Genomic DNA, 16,971 nt, shown 5'->3' on the forward strand with positions numbered 1-16,971 from the left:
ATTTTTTGATTGAAAATGGATATTTTCAATTTGCGCCGGAGAGATCCACCTTGATGAAATCCGCTTCGCTGTTGCGCAGCGAGATCGTGACGCCGGAAAGGCGCAATGCCACCGGATCCTTGAGTGGGGCGCGACCCACAACGGAAACTGCCGTGCCCGGAATCAGGCCCATGTCGCGGATGCGGCGGCCCATTTCTCCCAGGGCTTCCACGGCGGCGATTTTCCCCTGCTGACCGATCTGCATCTGGCGAAGATTGACGATCTGGCTCATGGCGCTTCCTTTTTGCGGCGCTTATGCCGGCTGGAATGTGGAACGCAAGGCACTAGAGCGGTTTAGCTCATTTCATGAGCAAACCGCTCTCTCGATCCGGCACGACGTCTGCGGCACGGAACTTTCCGTGAACCGCCGGGGGCGACATCTGACGGGCGTCGTGCCGGAAACATAACTGACGTGCTGCGAACTATGCCCTGTTTTACAGAATACGTCAAGAGAAAAGAAAGTCAATTTCAAATTGTTGTTTTTTTGCAGATGTCAGCGCGTTGCCTCGCGCATGCTCTGATGCCGCGCGCAATGCGGCGCGCCGCAGCGTTGCCGGTGTCCGGGGCTGAAAGGCGCGGGCCGCGGCATCCGTCGGCGGCCCGCGCCTTTTCTGGCCTGCAAGCGATTGTCAGGCTTTCGTGGCGGTCGCGCCTGCTTCCTCGCCAGCCAGGGGGGCGGTTTCGTGCCGGCCCTGCAAAAGATTCCGGTGGCCGGCAATGATCGCGTCCAGCACGTCGGGATCGGCCAGAGCCGTGGTGTCGCCGAGATCCTCAGAGACGTCGCTTGCGATTTTGCGCAGCATGCGGCGGATGATTTTGCCCGAGGTGGTTTTGGGCATGGCCTCCACAAACTGAATGTATTCCGGGCTGGCCAGGGCCCCGATGTCGCGGCGCACCGTGTCGCGCAGTTTTTTGCGCAAATCCGCGCTCCAGGGCACTTCGTCGCGGGTCACCACATAGGCGTAAATGGCTTCGCCCTTAAGGCTGTGCGGCATGGGCACCACCGCGGCTTCGCCCACTTCCGGGCAGGCGGCCAGCACGGCTTCGATTTCCGCTGTTGAGAGCCGGTGGCCGGAAACATTGATGGAATCGTCAATGCGCCCCAGAATCCAGAAGTAGCCGTCCTGATCAATTTCCGCGCCGTCGCCGGATTCGTAGCAGCCGAAGCGTTTGAAATAGGACTGATATTTTTCCTCGTCGTTGAAGACCCCGAGCATCATGCCCGGCCAGGGGCGGCGGATCACCAGATGCCCGGCTTTGCAGCCTTCTTCGGCTGCCTCGCCGTCGCGTCCGGCCGCTCCCATGACCGCGGCGTCAATGCCTGGCAGAGGCCTGGCGGCCGAGCCGGGCTTAAGCTTGGTGGCGTAAGGCATGGGGCTGATCATGGCCCCGCCGGTTTCGGTCTGCCACCAGGTATCCACAATGGGCAGCTCGCCGTCGCCGATGTTCTTGTGGTACCACTGCCAGGCCTCGGGATTGATCGGCTCGCCCACAGAACCCAGAATGCGCAGGCTGCGCAGATCATAACGCTCGGCCCAGGCCTCGCCCAGCCGCATCAGGGAACGGATCACCGTGGGCGCGGTATAGAAAATATTGACCAGGAATTTTTCCACAATGCGCCAGTAGCGGTCGGGTTTGGGCCAGGTGGGCACGCCCTCGAACATCACGGTTGTCGCGCCCAGGGACAGCGGCCCGTAAATGCCGTAGGTGTGGCCGGTGATCCAGCCTGTGTCGGCCGTGCACCAGTACACATCGTCGTCGCGCATGTCGAAGCACCATTGGGTCGTGTGGGCCGCATAGGTCAGGTAGCCGCCCGTGGAATGCATGATGCCCGCAGGCTTGCCCGTGCTGCCGCTGGTGTGCAGCAGAAAGAGCGTGTCGTTGGCGTCCATGGGCTCGCAGGGGAAATCCGGGTTGAGCGTGAAATCGTCAAGCAGATCATGCCACCAGACATCCCGGTTGGTCTGCATGTTCACATTGTCCAGCCCGGCATGGCTGACCACGACAACGTGGGCCACTGAAGGGCATTTTTCCAGAATGGGGTCCAGATTGGCCTTCAGCGGTTTGAATTTTCCCGCGCGCACCGCCGCGTCGGCAGTGATCACCACCCTGGCCTTGGAACCCTGGATGCGGCTGCGCACGCCGCCCTCGGCGTAGCCCGAGAAAATGGTGGTGTGGATGGCCCCGATGCGCGCGCAGGCCAGCATGGCAATGGCCAGCTCCGGGATCATGGGCATGTACAGCGCCACATGATCCCCCTTGCGGATGCGCAGGGAGCTCAGAGCGTGGGCCACGCGGCAGACTTCGGTATACAGCATCTGATATGTGTAGCAACGGACATCCATCTCTTTTTCGCCCTGCCAGATCAGGGCCGCTTTGTTGCGGCGGCCGGAGATCAGATGGCGATCAATGCAATTGAAGGCCGCGTTGAGCTTTGCGCCGGTGAACCATCTGTACTTGTGATGTTCCTCGTCGGCATCAAGAACCTTGTCCCAGCGCTTGAACCAATGTATCAACTGCGAAGCGCGCGCCCCCCAAAAGTCATTGGGGTCGTCCAGAGCCCGGCGGCACAGAGCGTCGTACTCCTCCTGGCCGCAGATCCAGGCTGAGGATTTGCCGTGCTCCGGCGGCAGATAGCTGCGTTTCTCAGTCAACAATGTGGTGATCCGTTCCTGAGACATGATCGGGCCCTCCCGCCTGTGCAAAACGTTAACGAAAGAGAGTCGGCACGGTTAGCCATGATACCGGAGTAAAGAGATTCTCAATCGTCGTCAAGCGTTCTGAAGTTGTTTGGGCTTTCAGTCATTGTTGTGCGGAAAAGCGCAATCTGCCGTCGGCATGCTGCCGCATGGGGGCTTTGGGCTTTTTTGAAGGGGATTTGTAAAGAGAAATAAATCACAAGAGCTGCAAAAATTTTTTTCTCTTTTTTTGCGCGCAAAGCGCGTGGGCAGGCATCTCAGAGCGTTTTGCAGGCGGGAACGGGCAGCACCAGGCCCTGATCCAGTAAAATCCGCGCCAGAGCCGTGACCGGCAGGCCCACCACTGTGCTCCAGGAGCCTTCCACCCGTTCCACCAAAAAGGCGCCCTGACCTTGAATGGCGTAGGCCCCGGCCTTGTCGTCAGGCTCATGGGTGCGCACATAGGCGCGCAGCACTGTACTGGGCCAGGGGTGAAAAAAGACCCGGCTCGTATCGCTGAGGCTCAGGCGGCAACGGTCGCCGCTTGCCGTCCGCATGCGCGGGGCAAGGCCTGCCGCGGGACGGCAAGGCGGCGCGGCTTCGGCTTTGGGCCTTCCCGCGTCCGCCGCGGGGGCTGGCGTTCTGCCCTGCGGCAAGACCAGGCAAACCGCGCTGATCACCTCATGGCTGCGGCCGGAAAGCCGCTCAAGCATGCGCAGCGCGTGGGCCTGATCCCGCGGCTTGCCCAGGATGTCGCCCTCAAGGGCCACCACAGTGTCCGCGGCCAGCACCAGGGCGTCGGCACAGGCCGGTTGGCAGGCCACGGCCAGAGCCTTGGCCTCTGCCGCGCGCACGGCGTACTGCCGCGGTTCCTCGCCGGGTTCGGGACGCGGTTCTGCCTTATCCGGCCGGGCCGGGACAAAGGGCAGGCCCCATTCTTCCAGAAACTGCCTGCGGCGCGGCGAGCCCGAGGCGAGAACCAGGCGGATTCCGGGGGCAAGCGCAAACAAGGCTTTCATACTTCTGTTCCCTTGTTCTCTGGTCCGGCTTCGGCCTTCACCAGAAGCCGGGTCGGGACGTGGAGGCAAAACGCAGGCCGCGAAAAGGCGGCTTCCCCCGTCAGGAAAACAACTCACAGCGCGAAAAGGGAAGGGCAGGAAGAAAAAAGCGCGGGTCAGTCTTGCGGAGCGTGGCGCAACACTTCCCGCCCCTGCATGTCCAGCACCCGGAATACGCCGCCCTCGCAAAGCCCGTAGCTGCGGGGCGAGCCTCCCTTGGGCAGAGAGAGCGAGCCGGGATTCCAGAAGTGCAGGCCGCCCAGGCTTTCCCCACGGGGAACATGGGTGTGCCCGCGCAGGATCACGCTGCCCGGCTGTATGCGGGGCAGGGGCGGCTGTTCCGGCAGGTGATGGCCGTGACTGGCGAAGATCCGCAGGCCGTCCGCGTTGATCCAGGCATTTTCCGCCAGGGGAAAGGGCAGCAGGGCCAGATCCACCTCGGCGTCGCAGTTGCCGCGCACGGCAGTAAGCGGAAAAGCCGTGAGCGCGGTCGTTTCTTCCAGCACCGCGCGCGTGTCGTACGCGGAGGGCAGGGGATTGCGCGGGCCGTGGTAGACCAGATCCCCCAGCAGAACCAGCAGGTCTGGCTTGAGAGCCTCGGCGCGGCGACGCAGAAAGCGCAGGCTTTCCAGAGAACCGTGCAGATCCGAAGCGATGAGCAGGCGCATCAGCGTTGCTCTCCGCCGCCTGGCGCGTCTTCCGGGTGTTCGCTGTTCCACCTGGCGCGGGGCACGGCTTCTTCCACCAGCATGATCGGGATTTCCTCCCGCACCGGATAAACCACCTCACAGGCCGCGCAGGCAAAACCCGTGGTCTGGCCATCGCGGCCCAGAGCCGCCAGGGAGCCCAGGCAGCGCGGGCAGGCCAGGATCTGCAATAATTCTTCAGTGTTGATGCTCATATTTTTTCCTTGCCGTACATCAGGCAGGAGGCAACATAGCCCGATGCGGGCCCGGATTCAAGGGGCGCTTGCGCCGGGAGGGATTCACCCCTGAGATGATTTCCGTAAAAATTCATTGTAATTTTACATGGTTGCAAAAGGAATTTCACGCTAACAGCGCATGCTTCCGTGCCGGAGGAGCCTTGCATTTTTCTTCTGATCGCATAGCGTAGGCATACAGCGGATCAGCCTTGAAAAATATCCGCGCTTCAGAGCGGATGCGCCTTGCTGTGCAAAGCCCGGGCAGGATAAAATTTTTTGCCGCCCGGAAGCGGCGTTTAGCGCGGCGGCAGCCGCATTGATCCGCCTTGGAGATGGAAAACGCGCATGAAATTGATCGACCTGCATACCCACACCAGTGCCTCTGACGGCACGGACAGCCCTTCGGCCCTGGTGAAGAAGGCGCATGCCGCCGCTCTGGCCGCGCTGGCCGTGACGGATCACGACACGCTCTCAGGTCTGGAAGAAGCCGAAGAGACCGGCCGATCTCTGGGGATCAGGGTGATACGGGGCTGCGAGCTTTCCACGGGCACAGAGCACGGCGAAGTGCATATTCTGGGGCTGTGGCTGCCCCGCAAGGCGCAATCCCTGCAGGATCAGCTCGTGCAACTTCGCCGCAAGCGGGCCGAGCGCAACGCCCGGATTGTGGACAGGCTGCGCGGCCTCGGGCTTGCGATCAGTCTGGAAGACGTGCGCGAGGTCGCCCAGGGCGAAAGCGTGGGGCGGCCGCATATCGCGGAAGTTTTGCTGCGCAAGGGCTATGTGAAGGACTTGCGGCAGGCGTTCGTGGACTATCTCGGCTCGCACGGCAAGGCCTTTGTGCCCAAAGAGGTGCTGGAGCCTGAAACAGCCGTGCGCTTGCTGGCCCAACTGGGGGCCACGGTCTGTCTGGCGCATCCCATGCTGCAAAAATACCCCCGGGGCTGGCTGGAAGGCTTTACCGGCCGGCTGGCCGGATATGGGCTCACGGCTGTTGAGGCATGGCACAGCGAGCATTCCGAAGCAGACGTGCGCGCCTGCCTCGCTCTGGCCAGACGCTTCGGCCTGGGCCTCAGCGGCGGGTCGGACTATCATGGCGGCAACAAGCCGGGCATCTGTCTGGGCGTGGGGCGCGGCGGCCTGCGGATATGCCTGGAGGTGCTCGAAGCTCTGGAGGCGCGGCGGCGGGCGCAGGGCCTGCCGTGCTGAGTTCTGGCAGCATGGGCCATGCCGGAAGGCTTTTTCCTTCTTTGGCGCCCCGATCCTTTCAGCAGGGCCGGGCCGGGATCAGCGCGTCACGAGAGATCATGCCTTCCGGCCGCAGCATTTTTTGTATTTTTTGCCGCTGCCGCAGGGGCAGGGATCATTGCGGCCCACGCGCGGCGCGGCCTTGGCCGGTCTGCCTTTGGCCGGCGCGCTTTCGGACTCGCCGCCGCCGGAGTAGGAAAGCTGGCGGGCTTCTTCCCTGTGCCGGAATTCCCTGGCCAGAGCTTCCTTTTCGGCCGCGGCGCGGGCCGCTTCCTCTTCCGGGCTGACCTGCTGCACGCGCACGCGGGTCAGAGCGCGGAACACGCTCTCCCGGATCTGGAAGAGCATTGCCTGAAACATCTCAAAGCCTTCGCGCTTGTACTCCAGCTTCGGGTCTTTCTGGCCGTAGCCGCGCAGGCCGATGCCGTCGCGCAGGGCGTCCATGTTGCGCAAGTGTTCCTTCCAGCAGCGGTCCAGCTCTTCGAGCAAAAAGTAGCGTTGAATCTCCCTGGCGCTATCCCCGGCCTCACGCTGCAAATCGCTCAGAATGCCGCGCACCAGCTTTTCGCATTCTTCGCGCTCGGGCAGGGGCGCGTTTTCGGGAAGCACGCGATCCAGGTTGAAGACCTCGCGCAGCCGGGCCAGAGCGGTCTGGCGCGCGTCTTCCACGGCGTCGGGCGAGGCGTTGGCCAGCGGGCCGTAGGCGTCGTCCAGCACGTCGCTCATGAACTCTTCCAGCACCGGCTCAAGATCCTGCTCCACCATAAGCTCGCGCCGCAAGGCATAAATCACCTCGCGTTGCTGGTTCATGACATTGTCGTAATCCAGCAGGGTTTTGCGGATTTCAAAATGGTGGGCTTCCACGCGCTTCTGCGCGCCTTCCACGGCGCGGGTGACCATGGCGTTTTCTATGGCTTCCCCATCGCGCAGACCGAGCTTTTCCATGAGCCCCTTGATCCGATCCGAGCCGAACAAACGCATCAGATCGTCTTCCAGGGAAAGGTAGAAACGCGAGGAGCCGGGATCGCCCTGGCGGCCGGCGCGGCCGCGCAACTGGTTGTCGATGCGGCGGCTCTCATGGCGCTCTGTGCCCAGGATGTGCAGCCCGCCCAGATCCACCACGCCCTCGCCGAGCACAATGTCCGTGCCGCGCCCGGCCATATTGGTGGCAATGGTCACTTTGCCCGGCTGCCCGGCCTGGGCCACGATTTCCGCTTCTTTTTCATGCTGCTTGGCGTTGAGCACATTGTGCGGAATGCCCAGCTTGCTCAGGCGCTGGGAGAGCATTTCCGAGGTTTCGATGGAAATGGTGCCCACCAGCACGGGCTGCCGCTCCTTGTGCAGATCCGCGATGGCTTGCACAATGGCGTCAAATTTCTCCTGGCGGCTGCGGTAGATGAGGTCCGGGTAATCCTTGCGGATCATGGGCTTGTTCGGCGGAATGGAAATGACTTCCAGGTTGTAGATCTGCTGAAATTCCACGGCTTCGGTATCGGCCGTGCCGGTCATGCCCGAAAGTTTGTCGTACAGGCGGAAGTAGTTCTGAAACGTGATGGAAGCCAGGGTTTGATTTTCCGCGGCGACGGTCACATGTTCCTTGGCCTCCAGAGCCTGATGCAGCCCGTCGGAATAGCGGCGCCCGGCCATCAGGCGGCCGGTGAACTCGTCCACGATGACCACCTGATCGTCCTGCACGATGTAATCCACATCCCGCTTGAAGACCTGATGGGCCTTGAGGGCCTGCAAAACATGATGCTGGGCCGTGATGTTGGCCGGGTCAAAGAGATTGTCCACGCGCAGCAATTCTTCGCAGCGGGCCACGCCCGCATCCGTGAGCATGGCGGTACGGGCTTTTTCGTCAATGGTGTAATGCTCCGGCGTGAGTTGGCGCACAATGTCGTCCACCGTGCGGTACATGCCCACGGACTCCTCGGACGCGCCGGAGATGATCAGCGGCGTGCGCGCTTCGTCGATCAGGATGGAGTCCACTTCGTCCACAATGGCGAAGTTGTGGCCGCGCTGCACGAGCTGCTGCGCGTAAAACTTCATATTGTCGCGCAGATAGTCAAAGCCGAATTCGTTGTTGGTGCCGTAGGTGATGTCCGCATTGTAGGCGGCCTTGCGCTCCTCGTCGTCCATGTCGTGCACGATGACGCCCGTGCTCAGGCCCAGGAAGGAGTAAAGCCTGCCCATCCAGGCCGCGTCGCGCGACGCCAGATAATCGTTGACCGTGACCACATGCACGCCCTTGCCGGCCAGGGCGTTCAGGGCCACAGCCAGGGTGGCCACCAGGGTTTTGCCTTCGCCGGTCTTCATTTCCGCGATTTTACCCTTGTGCAGGACTATGCCGCCGACCAGCTGCACGTCATAATGGCGCATGCCCAGCACCCGGCGCGAAGCCTCCCGCACCAGGGCAAAGACCTCGGGCAGCAGACTGTCCAGGCTTTTGCCTCCCTCCTGCACGTCTTTTTTGTAGCGGGCGATGCGGGCCGCGAAATCCGCATCAGCCAATTGCTGCATCTCCGGCTCCAGGGCATTGATGCGCTGCACCTGCGGACGAAGGCGGCGCAGATAGCGCTCGTTCTTGCTGCCGAAGATTTTTTTAAAAAGAAAAGCGAACATCTGTGCTCCTCTGATGCACACGGGGCGCGTTTGCAGTGCGGCAGAATACTCTTTTGAAATAACGGAACATGCCCGGAACACTAGAGCATTTTGCTTTTGAAACGCTCGCTCCGGCGCTTAACGGCGCAAGTAAATTGCGCCTGCGCCTGCACGGCGGGCATGGCTTCGCCCTGCCAGAGCGTTTAGCTAATTTCATTAGCAAAACGCTCTAAAAGCCGTCGCCAAAGAAGAGGCGTCAGGCGGATCGCAGGCAGGGAGAACGACAATTTCATACGGGCGAATCAAGCGCGGCGTTCCCGGCACTATTCCGCCCGGGCGGCAGCCTGCCGCAGCCGGGCCGCGGACACGGCGCGAGCTTGAAACCCGCCCTTTATATCTTATCAAAATAAGCCATAATGCCATGCTTTGCAATGCGCGGTCGCGCCGTTCAGGGAAAAAGGAAGCCGGGCATTTCCGCCCGGCTCTTCAAAGGAGGCGCGTGCTGTCCAGAGCATTTTCAAAGAGAAAATGCTCTAGTCTGCCTTCAAATCCTGAATGAGCGCGGTCAGGCCCTGAGCCTGGGCGGCCAGCTCCGACACGGCCTTGGATGCTTCGGACATGGCTTCGGACGTCTGGCGGGACATGTCGTTGACCTGCACGATGGACTGGTTGATCTCCTCGCTGGCCGCGGACTGCTCCTCGCTGGCCGCGGCAATGGCATTGACCTGATCCGCCGTGGCTTCCACTGTGGCCACGATTGCCTGCAGGGCCGCGCCAGACTGTCCGGCCAGTGCCGTGGCCTCGCCGATGCGCTGCACCGCGTTGTCCATCCCGGTCATGCTCTTGGCCGTGCTTTCCTGGATGGCCTTGATGGCGTTGCCCACATCGTTGGTGGAGGCCATGGTTTTTTCAGCCAGTTTGCGCACTTCGTCGGCCACCACGGCAAAGCCGCGCCCGGCTTCGCCCGCGCGGGCAGCCTCAATGGCCGCGTTCAGGGCCAGCAGGTTGGTCTGATCCGCAATATCCGAGATAACGCCCATGATACGGGTGATGTCCTGGGCATGCTCATTGAGCTGGGCCATGTCATCCTTGAGTTCCAGGGAGAGCTGATGCACCTGCTCAATGCTGTGCACGGCCTGTTCCACCACCTGGGCCCCGGCTTCGGCTTTCTGCTTGGTTTCGGCTGAAGCCTGGGAGGCCGAACCCGCGTTTTTGGCCACTTCCTGCACGGTGGCGTTCATTTCGTTCATGGCTGTGGCCGCTTCGGCAAGGCGGGTGGCGGATTCGGCCGCGCCGCGATCCGACTGCTCAATCTGGGCCGAAAGCTGGGTGGAGGCCGAAGAGACGACACTGCCCACCTGCTCCAGCTTGTCCGCGGCTGCCAGCATGGCTTCGGTCTTGGCCTGGGCCTGCCTGCTGGCGGCCTCGGCCTCCAGCATGGCTTCCTGAGCCTTGGCGGACTGCTCCTTGGCGTTTTCCGACTCGCGCCGGGCTGCGTCGATCATTTCCTTGAGATGATCCACCATGCTGCGCAAGGCGTCGCAAAGCGTGCCCAGTTCATCAGTGCGGGTCACGGTGAGCTTGCTGTCCAGATTGCCGTCGGCCACGGCCTTGGCATAATTGACGCTCTGCAGCAGGTCGCGGATAATGGGCCGCATGACCAGAAAGATAATCAGACCCACGAGAGCCGCCCCGGCCAGCATGATGCCCAGCGCTATATTGCGGATAAAGGCCGTGGCCTCCTCAATTTCCGAAATATCCATGCAGGTGACGGTGATCCAGCCGGATTCAGAGTCCAGCCGGAAATTGAGCATCCGCTCCACGCCGGCACTGGTGGTATAGCGCAAGGCGCCCTCGGGCGAAGCCAGCACCTGCCGTCCCCAGTCCACCTTTCGGGCGTCGAATTCCTGGATCAGTTTGGCGTTGGGATGGGCCAGCATCAGGCCCTCGTTGTCTATAATATAGGCAAAGCCGGTTTTGCCGATGCGCGCGCCTTCAATGGTGTTCTTCACCACTGTGGCGCAGGGCAGAATAGCGTAGAGGACGCCGGCCGGTTTGCCGGCGAGGTCGAGCAGGGGCGTGGAGATCACCAGGACCTTGTCGTGGGTGCCCATGCTCACGAGTGGCGAGGAGATAACGGTTTCACCCTGCATGGATGCCTGAAAATAGGCGCGCTTGCCGATATTGACTTTGCCGATGGCTTCCTTGTTGCTGCCCGCGACGACCAGGCCGTCGGGCCCGGCAATGTTGACCACCGGGAAGGTGGCATACAGGCTGGCGAAACCCTCAAGAGCATCCTGAGCCATTTGCGTGGCCGCGGCCACCTCGGCGGGGTCGACCGTGGCGGCCACCTCGGAGGGGTCGACCCCGGCCCGGCCCCCGCTCAGAATGTTGCTCAGAGGGCGCAGCTGGCCCGTGGTCGCCATGGCCCGCACGCTGTCCTTATAGGTGACGGCGGCGTTGCTCACGCCCTTGTGCAGAATGTTGTTGCTCACTTCCAGTTCCTGCGTGAAGCTCTCCTCCAGCTGGTCGGCGATCATGCCGGCAACCAGCAGGGTGCTGCACAGGATCAGAACAACAAGGGCCGTAAGGCTGGGAACCAGGAGTTTGTTCCGGATTGAGAGCCTCATGCTTTCCCCTTTGCGAAGCGGTTGTGCGTTGCGAAAAAATGTCAAACCTCCTCTGTCTGAAAGGATACACTGTCAGAGTGAAATTTCTTTCTCAACCATGTGACAGTAAACTGAACTTTTTAAGAAAAATCATCTCAACGGCGAATCCCCCCTGTCTCTCTGCACGCAAAGTCCTGCCTCCATCCCAGGCGTTGCGGCCTTCAAAGCGCCGTGCGCAAATTATAAAATCTATATATTTCATATAGATAGCTGTACATGAAAAAATTGTGCGGCCCGTGCGGGCGGCAAAAGCAGCCAAAAAAGCCGCATGCCCGGTTGGATGTCTCTCCTGTCGGCAATCCGTTGCCTCGCTTAAGAGCGGAAGCGATGTTCGCATCGGTGATTTGTCGTGAAGCGTAAGTACCGGCAAGCGCAGGGGAATTGCCTGCCCAGGCAGCCGCCGTCCCCGGCTCCTGCCGCAGCAGCCGGGAGCCTTTGCCTTAATTTTTACCGGAATTGTCCGATACAGGGAGAAGGAAGACGGTCGCGGCCTTGCTCAGGCCTCGTGGTATTCCTGCTTGATCACGGCTTCGGATTTGATCCGATCCAAAAGCTCGGCAAAGACGGCTTTGACGTTTTCGCGGATATCCCCGGCCACCACCAGAAAGAGCAGGTCATCGCCGGGTTTGAGCAGGCCTTCGCAGGCCTCGGCCAGAATGGCGAAAATGCCCGGGCGCTGCTCCATTTCGCGGCAGATGGCGCGCATTCTGGCCTCGTCATGGCGCACGCGCACCGCGCTTACCGGCGCATGATCCTTGCGGGACCAGGCGCGCACCACCCCGTTGTGCACAAGCGTCATGCCCACATGCTCCGCAAAGCCGGGGCGGGCTTTAAGTTCCTGAAGAGTTTTGGTAATATCCATGAGACCCGCCTTGGTTGATGCGTTTTGGAACAGGGCCGCAGTGACAGTATACATGTGTTTTGCGCCCTCATAAAGGATTTTGTGCATGGCCCAGCTATCTCAGCTCCTCTCCCGCCTGCCCGAGAGCAAAGATGTGCGCATGAGCACGATGGGCCATGTGCTCTGGGTCTGCTGGCATGCCAGGCTCACGCCGGCCGTCAACCAGACCCTGCTCAACTACGGCGGCATGCTGGTGGGCGAGGAGCATGAGCAGGCGCTCTGGTTCTTTTTTACCGACGACGTGTTCCTGGCGCTGGCCCGGCTGATGGTCTGGGGCAATTTCAATGATCTCGCCGTGAGCATTGAGCTCTTCCCCGGCCGTCTGCAACTGGGCGGCAAGCGGGAGGCCAGCCTTTTGCTGGACGGCGCTCTGTGCGCCCAGGAAATGCTTGTGCGCGACACCTTCGAGGTCTGGGTGCACCCCAAAAGCCGGGAGGGCAAAAACGCCCTGCCGGGCATTGCCTTTGAGCCTCAGCCCGGCCGCCAGGGCATGTGCTCGGTGGACTGGGCCACCATTGTGGTGGATGTGCGTATGCCGTACTCCTCCACCCAGGCCTGGTTCGCGCTGCTGCATCCCCTGGGCAGCCCTCTGGACAAAGCTTTCCAGAGCGGCTGGAGCTCCATGTTCAAGCGCATCGAGGCCTTGTTGCAGAAGCACAAAATCAAGTCCATCGTGCACGAAACCTTTGTCATCGTGGCCGTGGACAATCTGCTGATGCTGCGCACCTTTCTGCGCGACTATCTGCACAGTTTCGACAAGCAGAACAACGACCCCGGCGATTACTGGCCCTGCGTCTGCGTGGTGGCCGACCGCAACAACCTCAATTTCAACACCGACCTGCCCAAGAAGATTGGCCTGCAATGGGACAATCTGATGCCGGATTTTCCGTACATGAGCTACCGCAACGCCTATCTGCTGGGCGAGGGCTTCACGGTGCGGGATCTGCGCTTCACCGGCGAGCAAACCAGCATGGACAGTTGGTGCAACGTCCTGCTGGATGAAAACAGCATCAGCGGCCGCTCCATTCCCCTGTTGATGGCCGCCCAGCTCAGCGGCGGCACTGCCGGGGGCGCGGGTTGCTTTTACTGCGGCATCCACACCCACACGGCCGCCGAATGCCCCACGCGCACCTATTTCCCCAGCCGCGCCGAGATCTGGGATGAAATGGCAGGCATGGATCTGGAAAAGATCAACGAGGGTTTTCGCCAGATCGAGATGGTGCTCGACCGCAAGGGCGTGGACGGCTATGAGGAGTTGCTGGAAGGCGAGGACGATGCCGCCGTGCTGCTGCAGGCCGTGCTGGATCTCAACAGCCCGAGCCAGTTGCGCAATGTGCCCAGGCATTGGCTCTACCGTATGCGCGAGCCGGACCCGGATGAGGAAAAGCCCGCGCGCGACGACAGCCCGGCCTGGGATCTGCTGGATCGGCTTGCCCAGACCGCGCCCGACAATCTGCCGGATCTGGAAACAAAGCTGAAGCAGGCCATTGCCCGGCATCAGCGCGATCCGCGTCTGCGCATGGTGCGGGCTTTTCTGCTGATCGAAAAAAATGACTTCAGCCATGCCGCGGCCTGTTTCCGCGAAGCCGCAAGCCTGACCCCCGCGCCCACGTTGCAGGCCTGGAACGAATATCTGCTTGCCCGACTGGCCGAGGAGCAGGGGCAGTTCGGCCCGGCCATTGAGCAGTATGCCCAGGTCTTGCGGGTCATGCCCCAATGGCGGGACGTGCAGTACAGGGGCATTGTCTGCCGGGTCAAAATGGGCTTTGCCGAGCAGGTTCTGGAGCAGATCGTCAAACTGGTGCGCGAGGAGCCCGCCTATTTCAACCGCATTCTCATTGATCCGGCCCTGGAGCGCGGCCGCCTGCTGATCCTTTCCTCTCTGTACGACCTCTGGGAGGAGGCCAAAAAAAACGCCGAAGAGGAACGCGTCAAAATCAATGCCCTGGAGGCCCGCCTGAGCGCCTGGTTTTCCGAGGATCATCCGGTGCAGATGCAGCTCGGGCATAAAATCCGCAAACTGGAAGCCCTGAGCAACGTCAACAACTACATTGCCTTTTTGCAGGTGGTGGAAGAGCGTCCGACTCTGGAAAAAGAGCTGGATGAAAGCATCGAGCGCGAAGTCGAAGACCTGCGCAACCGCTACAAGTATTATCTGGACGTGCTGCAGGAGATACGCGACGAGGCTTCCTGGTTTCCCTTCCCTTCGGTGCTGCGCGAGTTCAGCAGCGATTTCAATGAAAGCGCGGGGATCATCAACTGGGCCTTTGCCTGCAACTTCAACGAGGCCGAGATCTTCCAGCGCGCGCAGGCCTCCATGCCCAGGCTGGCCGCCTTGTTGCGCAACCTGAAAAAGCGCCTTCAGTTCCTGCGCATGGTGCGCGACGGCACGCTCTTTGCCATGACTATGGGCAAAACCTTCTTCTGGGTGGAGACAGTGGGCCTCTTGTTCTGCTTTATCGGCATCCCCATTGTGGTCTTCTGGGGCGAAAGCCTCTACCTGGGCTGGCTCAGGGATCTGCTCGGGGAGAACCAATGGTCCATCCAGAAGGTTCTGAGCGTGATTGTCACCATGATTGCTCTGGGCCTGGCCGCCCTGCGCACCACCCTGGTCTTTGACCGCAAGCGCGAAAAACTTCTGGAGCAGGCCCGCAGCCAGCGCGAAAAAGCGCAGCAGATGCGCCTGGAGCGCATTCGCAAGCAGCGCATGGCCGAAGCGGAAAACGCCCGCCGCGTCCAGCAGGCCGAGGCCGAGCGCGAGATGCAGCGGCAGTTGAAGGAACGCATGCGCAAGGACTAGAGCAGATTACCTTTGACTTTTTATGAATTTCAAAGGTAATCTGTTCTAGAGCATTTTGCTTTTGAAATTATTCAATTTCAAAAGCGGCGCTGCCATCATTTCGCGTCCAGAACGCGGTCTGGACGCTCATTCGGCGCGGGCGTCCGCTCCCGCGGCCGCCAGAGCAATTTCAAAGTGAAATTGCTCTAACTAATTTCATTAGCAAAACGCTCTGATTCAGTGGGAAGCGCCGCGAAAAACATCTTGCCTCCAGGGCCCGCATGGCCTGCGGCGTGCTGTTTTTTCACAGCATAGCCGTTGCCTTGTCGGATACATGCCGGATAAGCCCCGGCTTTTGAAAAGGAGTCCGCCGTGCCGAGCCTCAAAGACTTTGCCTTGTACGATATAGACTGGAATCTCACGCCCGAGCATGCGGTAACCATGTATCTGGAATGGGGCAACAATGACTGGCATTCGGAATACCCGCCGGTGCGCTCCAAAGACGACGTGGCGCAGTATTTTGTGGTGGACAGTTGGAACGATCCGCCGGTCATCCGTCTGGTGCGCCGCAATTCCGAGCGCGCCGAGGATCTGATTGTCGTGCCCCTGCCCCAGGATCTGCTGGAAGATTTCCGCCGGGCGCACGGCCAGTGGCGCGGCATCAGCGAGCCCACGCCCGGGATCAAGGCCTGGCTCAAGGCCGAGCTGGGGCAGCAGAGCTTGTGATGCCTCTGGCGCTGCTGCGCAGCGCAGAGCGTCGCTTTGCCGAAAAAAGAGTGCGGCGAGCGGCAAAGCCACGCGGTCTTTGCGCGGCGCGCGCGATCACGTCCGCGCGCCCGGCTAGAGCATTTTCTCTTTGAAAATGCTCTGCTGACGCGAAAGCGGCAGCCGCCGCAACGCGGCGTACATTCAGGCGAAAACCGCGTTTTTCGCCTGAATGCCAGCTTTGACTTTCATAAAAAGTCAAAGGCAATCTGCTCCAGGTCAGCGCGCGCCGAATCCCGGCACATGGAAGCGCTGTTCCAGCCAGCGTAAAAGCCAGGAAGCCAGGGTCACCATGATCAGATAATAGGCTCCCACAGTCAGGAAAACCTCGGTAAAGCGAAAGGTGTCCGAAGCCACCACCTTGCCTTCGCCCATCAGTTCCATGCAGGTCACCAGATAGGCCAGGGAACTGTATTTGATCAGATAAATGATTTCGTTGCCGCAGCCGGGCAGGGCCCGCCGGGCCGCCTGGGGAATGACGATCCAGACCACTGTTTGCAGGGTGCTGAAGCCCAGGGCCTGGGCCGCGCGGATCTGCCCCTGGCGGATGGAAAGCAGGGCCCCCCGGATATATTCCGACTGGTATGCCGCGGTGCAGAGAATGAAGGAAGTCAGGGCCGCGCCGTAGGGCGCGAAATAAATGCCCAGCTTGGGCAGGGCGTAATAGATCATCATCAGTTGCACGGCCAGGGGCACGCCGCGCAGCAGGGCCGTGTACCAGTCGCCCAGGCGGCGCAGCCAGCGCGGCCCGAAAACGCGCGCGCAGCCGAGCAGCACCCCGCCCACAAAGCCCAGGCTCCCGGCCGGGATGATCAGCGCCAGGGAAACCAGAAGGCCCTTGTTGAGCGCGGGCAGCAGCTCATGGCTGAAAAAGGCCGTATCCAGCATGCCCCCTCCTTAGAGCATTCTTGATTGAAAATATCCATTTTCAATCACTGCGCTGCCATCATTTCGCGTCCAGAGCGCGGTCTGGACGCTCATTCGGCGCGGGCGTCCGCTAACGCTGTCGCCAGAGCGGTTTAGCTCATTTCATGAGCAAAACGCTCTAGAGCATTTTGCTTTTGAAATTATTCAATTTCAAAAGCGGCGCTGCCATCATTTCGCGTCCAGAACGCGGTCTGGACGCTCATTCGGCGCGGGCGTCCGCTCCCGCGGCCGCCAGAGCAATTTCAAAGTGAAATTGCTCTAGAGCAGATTACCTTTGACTTTTTATGAAAGTCAAAGGTGGCATTCAGGCGAAAAACGCGGTTTTCGCCTGAATGTACGCCGCGTTGCGGCGGCTGCCGCTTTCGCGTCAGCAGAGCATTTTCAAAG

14 protein-coding genes are annotated in these 16,971 nt (G+C 61.0%); 4 read left to right on the top strand and 10 right to left on the bottom strand.

Features of this window, described 5'->3' with window-relative positions:
- Nucleotides 1–25 precede the first annotated feature (25 nt).
- From G7Y52_RS09865 to G7Y52_RS09885, 6 genes are all read right to left on the bottom strand, one after another.
- Entirely contained in the window at nt 26–271 is a 246-nt protein-coding gene (locus G7Y52_RS09865; protein WP_165071152.1) for a FeoA family protein, read from the bottom strand.
- Between the two features lie 397 nt (nt 272–668).
- Nucleotides 669–2,720, bottom strand: coding sequence for an acetate--CoA ligase (gene acs / locus G7Y52_RS09870; RefSeq protein ID WP_165071154.1), 2,052 nt, complete (start codon nt 2,718–2,720; stop codon nt 669–671).
- Between the two features lie 80 nt (nt 2,721–2,800).
- Nucleotides 2,801–2,977, bottom strand: coding sequence for a hypothetical protein (locus tag G7Y52_RS14985; protein ID WP_206215255.1), 177 nt, complete (start codon nt 2,975–2,977; stop codon nt 2,801–2,803).
- An 18-nt stretch (nt 2,978–2,995) separates the two neighbouring features.
- On the bottom strand, nt 2,996–3,736 hold the full coding sequence (locus tag G7Y52_RS09875) for a Maf family protein (RefSeq protein ID WP_165071156.1): 741 nt from the start codon (nt 3,734–3,736) through the stop codon (nt 2,996–2,998).
- 155 nt (nt 3,737–3,891) lie between these two features.
- Nucleotides 3,892–4,443: a phosphodiesterase gene (gene yfcE, locus G7Y52_RS09880; protein ID WP_165071158.1), complete on the bottom strand. Its 552-nt coding sequence runs from the start codon at nt 4,441–4,443 to the stop codon at nt 3,892–3,894.
- On the bottom strand, nt 4,443–4,676 hold the full coding sequence (locus tag G7Y52_RS09885) for a Trm112 family protein (protein WP_165071160.1): 234 nt from the start codon (nt 4,674–4,676) through the stop codon (nt 4,443–4,445). The genes yfcE and G7Y52_RS09885 overlap by 1 nt, the downstream gene beginning before the upstream one ends.
- A 366-nt stretch (nt 4,677–5,042) precedes the next feature.
- Between G7Y52_RS09885 and G7Y52_RS09890 the strand changes: the two genes are divergently transcribed.
- Entirely contained in the window at nt 5,043–5,903 is an 861-nt protein-coding gene (locus G7Y52_RS09890; protein WP_165071162.1) for a PHP domain-containing protein, read from the top strand.
- 96 nt (nt 5,904–5,999) lie between these two features.
- On the opposite strand, the gene secA is transcribed toward G7Y52_RS09890, so the two are convergent.
- From secA to G7Y52_RS09905, 3 genes are all read right to left on the bottom strand, one after another.
- On the bottom strand, nt 6,000–8,564 hold the full coding sequence (gene secA, locus G7Y52_RS09895; protein ID WP_165071173.1) for a preprotein translocase subunit SecA: 2,565 nt from the start codon (nt 8,562–8,564) through the stop codon (nt 6,000–6,002).
- Between the two features lie 512 nt (nt 8,565–9,076).
- Nucleotides 9,077–11,173 (bottom strand): methyl-accepting chemotaxis protein, encoded by a 2,097-nt coding sequence (locus tag G7Y52_RS09900; RefSeq protein WP_165071178.1) that lies wholly within the window; start codon nt 11,171–11,173, stop codon nt 9,077–9,079.
- A gap of 535 nt (nt 11,174–11,708) precedes the next feature.
- Nucleotides 11,709–12,074: a molybdenum cofactor biosynthesis protein MoaE gene (locus tag G7Y52_RS09905; RefSeq protein WP_165071182.1), complete on the bottom strand. Its 366-nt coding sequence runs from the start codon at nt 12,072–12,074 to the stop codon at nt 11,709–11,711.
- Nucleotides 12,075–12,159: 85 nt separating this feature from the next.
- Between G7Y52_RS09905 and G7Y52_RS09910 the strand changes: the two genes are divergently transcribed.
- From G7Y52_RS09910 to G7Y52_RS09920, 3 genes are all read left to right on the top strand, one after another.
- On the top strand, nt 12,160–14,913 hold the full coding sequence (locus tag G7Y52_RS09910) for a hypothetical protein (protein ID WP_165071186.1): 2,754 nt from the start codon (nt 12,160–12,162) through the stop codon (nt 14,911–14,913).
- A gap of 351 nt (nt 14,914–15,264) precedes the next feature.
- Nucleotides 15,265–15,618: a DVU0772 family protein gene (locus G7Y52_RS09915; protein ID WP_165071190.1), complete on the top strand. Its 354-nt coding sequence runs from the start codon at nt 15,265–15,267 to the stop codon at nt 15,616–15,618.
- A 36-nt stretch (nt 15,619–15,654) separates the two neighbouring features.
- A complete protein-coding gene (locus G7Y52_RS09920; RefSeq protein ID WP_165071193.1) occupies nt 15,655–15,927 on the top strand; it encodes a hypothetical protein in 273 nt (90 codons plus the stop codon).
- Here G7Y52_RS09920 and G7Y52_RS09925 read toward each other — a convergent pair.
- Nucleotides 15,877–16,545, bottom strand: coding sequence for an amino acid ABC transporter permease (locus G7Y52_RS09925; RefSeq protein WP_165071197.1), 669 nt, complete (start codon nt 16,543–16,545; stop codon nt 15,877–15,879). The genes G7Y52_RS09920 and G7Y52_RS09925 overlap by 51 nt on opposite strands.
- Nucleotides 16,546–16,971: the final 426 nt, after the last annotated feature.

This window comes from Desulfovibrio sp. ZJ200, assembly GCF_011039095.1.
In the GTDB taxonomy this organism is placed as follows: domain Bacteria; phylum Desulfobacterota; class Desulfovibrionia; order Desulfovibrionales; family Desulfovibrionaceae; genus Desulfovibrio.

Coding starts and splice junctions, on each gene's coding strand:
- G7Y52_RS09865 (WP_165071152.1), bottom strand. CDS start 271: ATGAGCCAGATCGTCAATCTTCGCCAGATGCAGATCGGTCAGCAGGGG.
- acs (WP_165071154.1), bottom strand. CDS start 2,720: ATGTCTCAGGAACGGATCACCACATTGTTGACTGAGAAACGCAGCTAT.
- G7Y52_RS09875 (WP_165071156.1), bottom strand. CDS start 3,736: ATGAAAGCCTTGTTTGCGCTTGCCCCCGGAATCCGCCTGGTTCTCGCC.
- yfcE (WP_165071158.1), bottom strand. CDS start 4,443: ATGCGCCTGCTCATCGCTTCGGATCTGCACGGTTCTCTGGAAAGCCTG.
- G7Y52_RS09885 (WP_165071160.1), bottom strand. CDS start 4,676: ATGAGCATCAACACTGAAGAATTATTGCAGATCCTGGCCTGCCCGCGC.
- G7Y52_RS09890 (WP_165071162.1), top strand. CDS start 5,043: ATGAAATTGATCGACCTGCATACCCACACCAGTGCCTCTGACGGCACG.
- secA (WP_165071173.1), bottom strand. CDS start 8,564: ATGTTCGCTTTTCTTTTTAAAAAAATCTTCGGCAGCAAGAACGAGCGC.
- G7Y52_RS09900 (WP_165071178.1), bottom strand. CDS start 11,173: ATGAGGCTCTCAATCCGGAACAAACTCCTGGTTCCCAGCCTTACGGCC.
- G7Y52_RS09905 (WP_165071182.1), bottom strand. CDS start 12,074: ATGGATATTACCAAAACTCTTCAGGAACTTAAAGCCCGCCCCGGCTTT.
- G7Y52_RS09910 (WP_165071186.1), top strand. CDS start 12,160: ATGGCCCAGCTATCTCAGCTCCTCTCCCGCCTGCCCGAGAGCAAAGAT.
- G7Y52_RS09925 (WP_165071197.1), bottom strand. CDS start 16,545: ATGCTGGATACGGCCTTTTTCAGCCATGAGCTGCTGCCCGCGCTCAAC.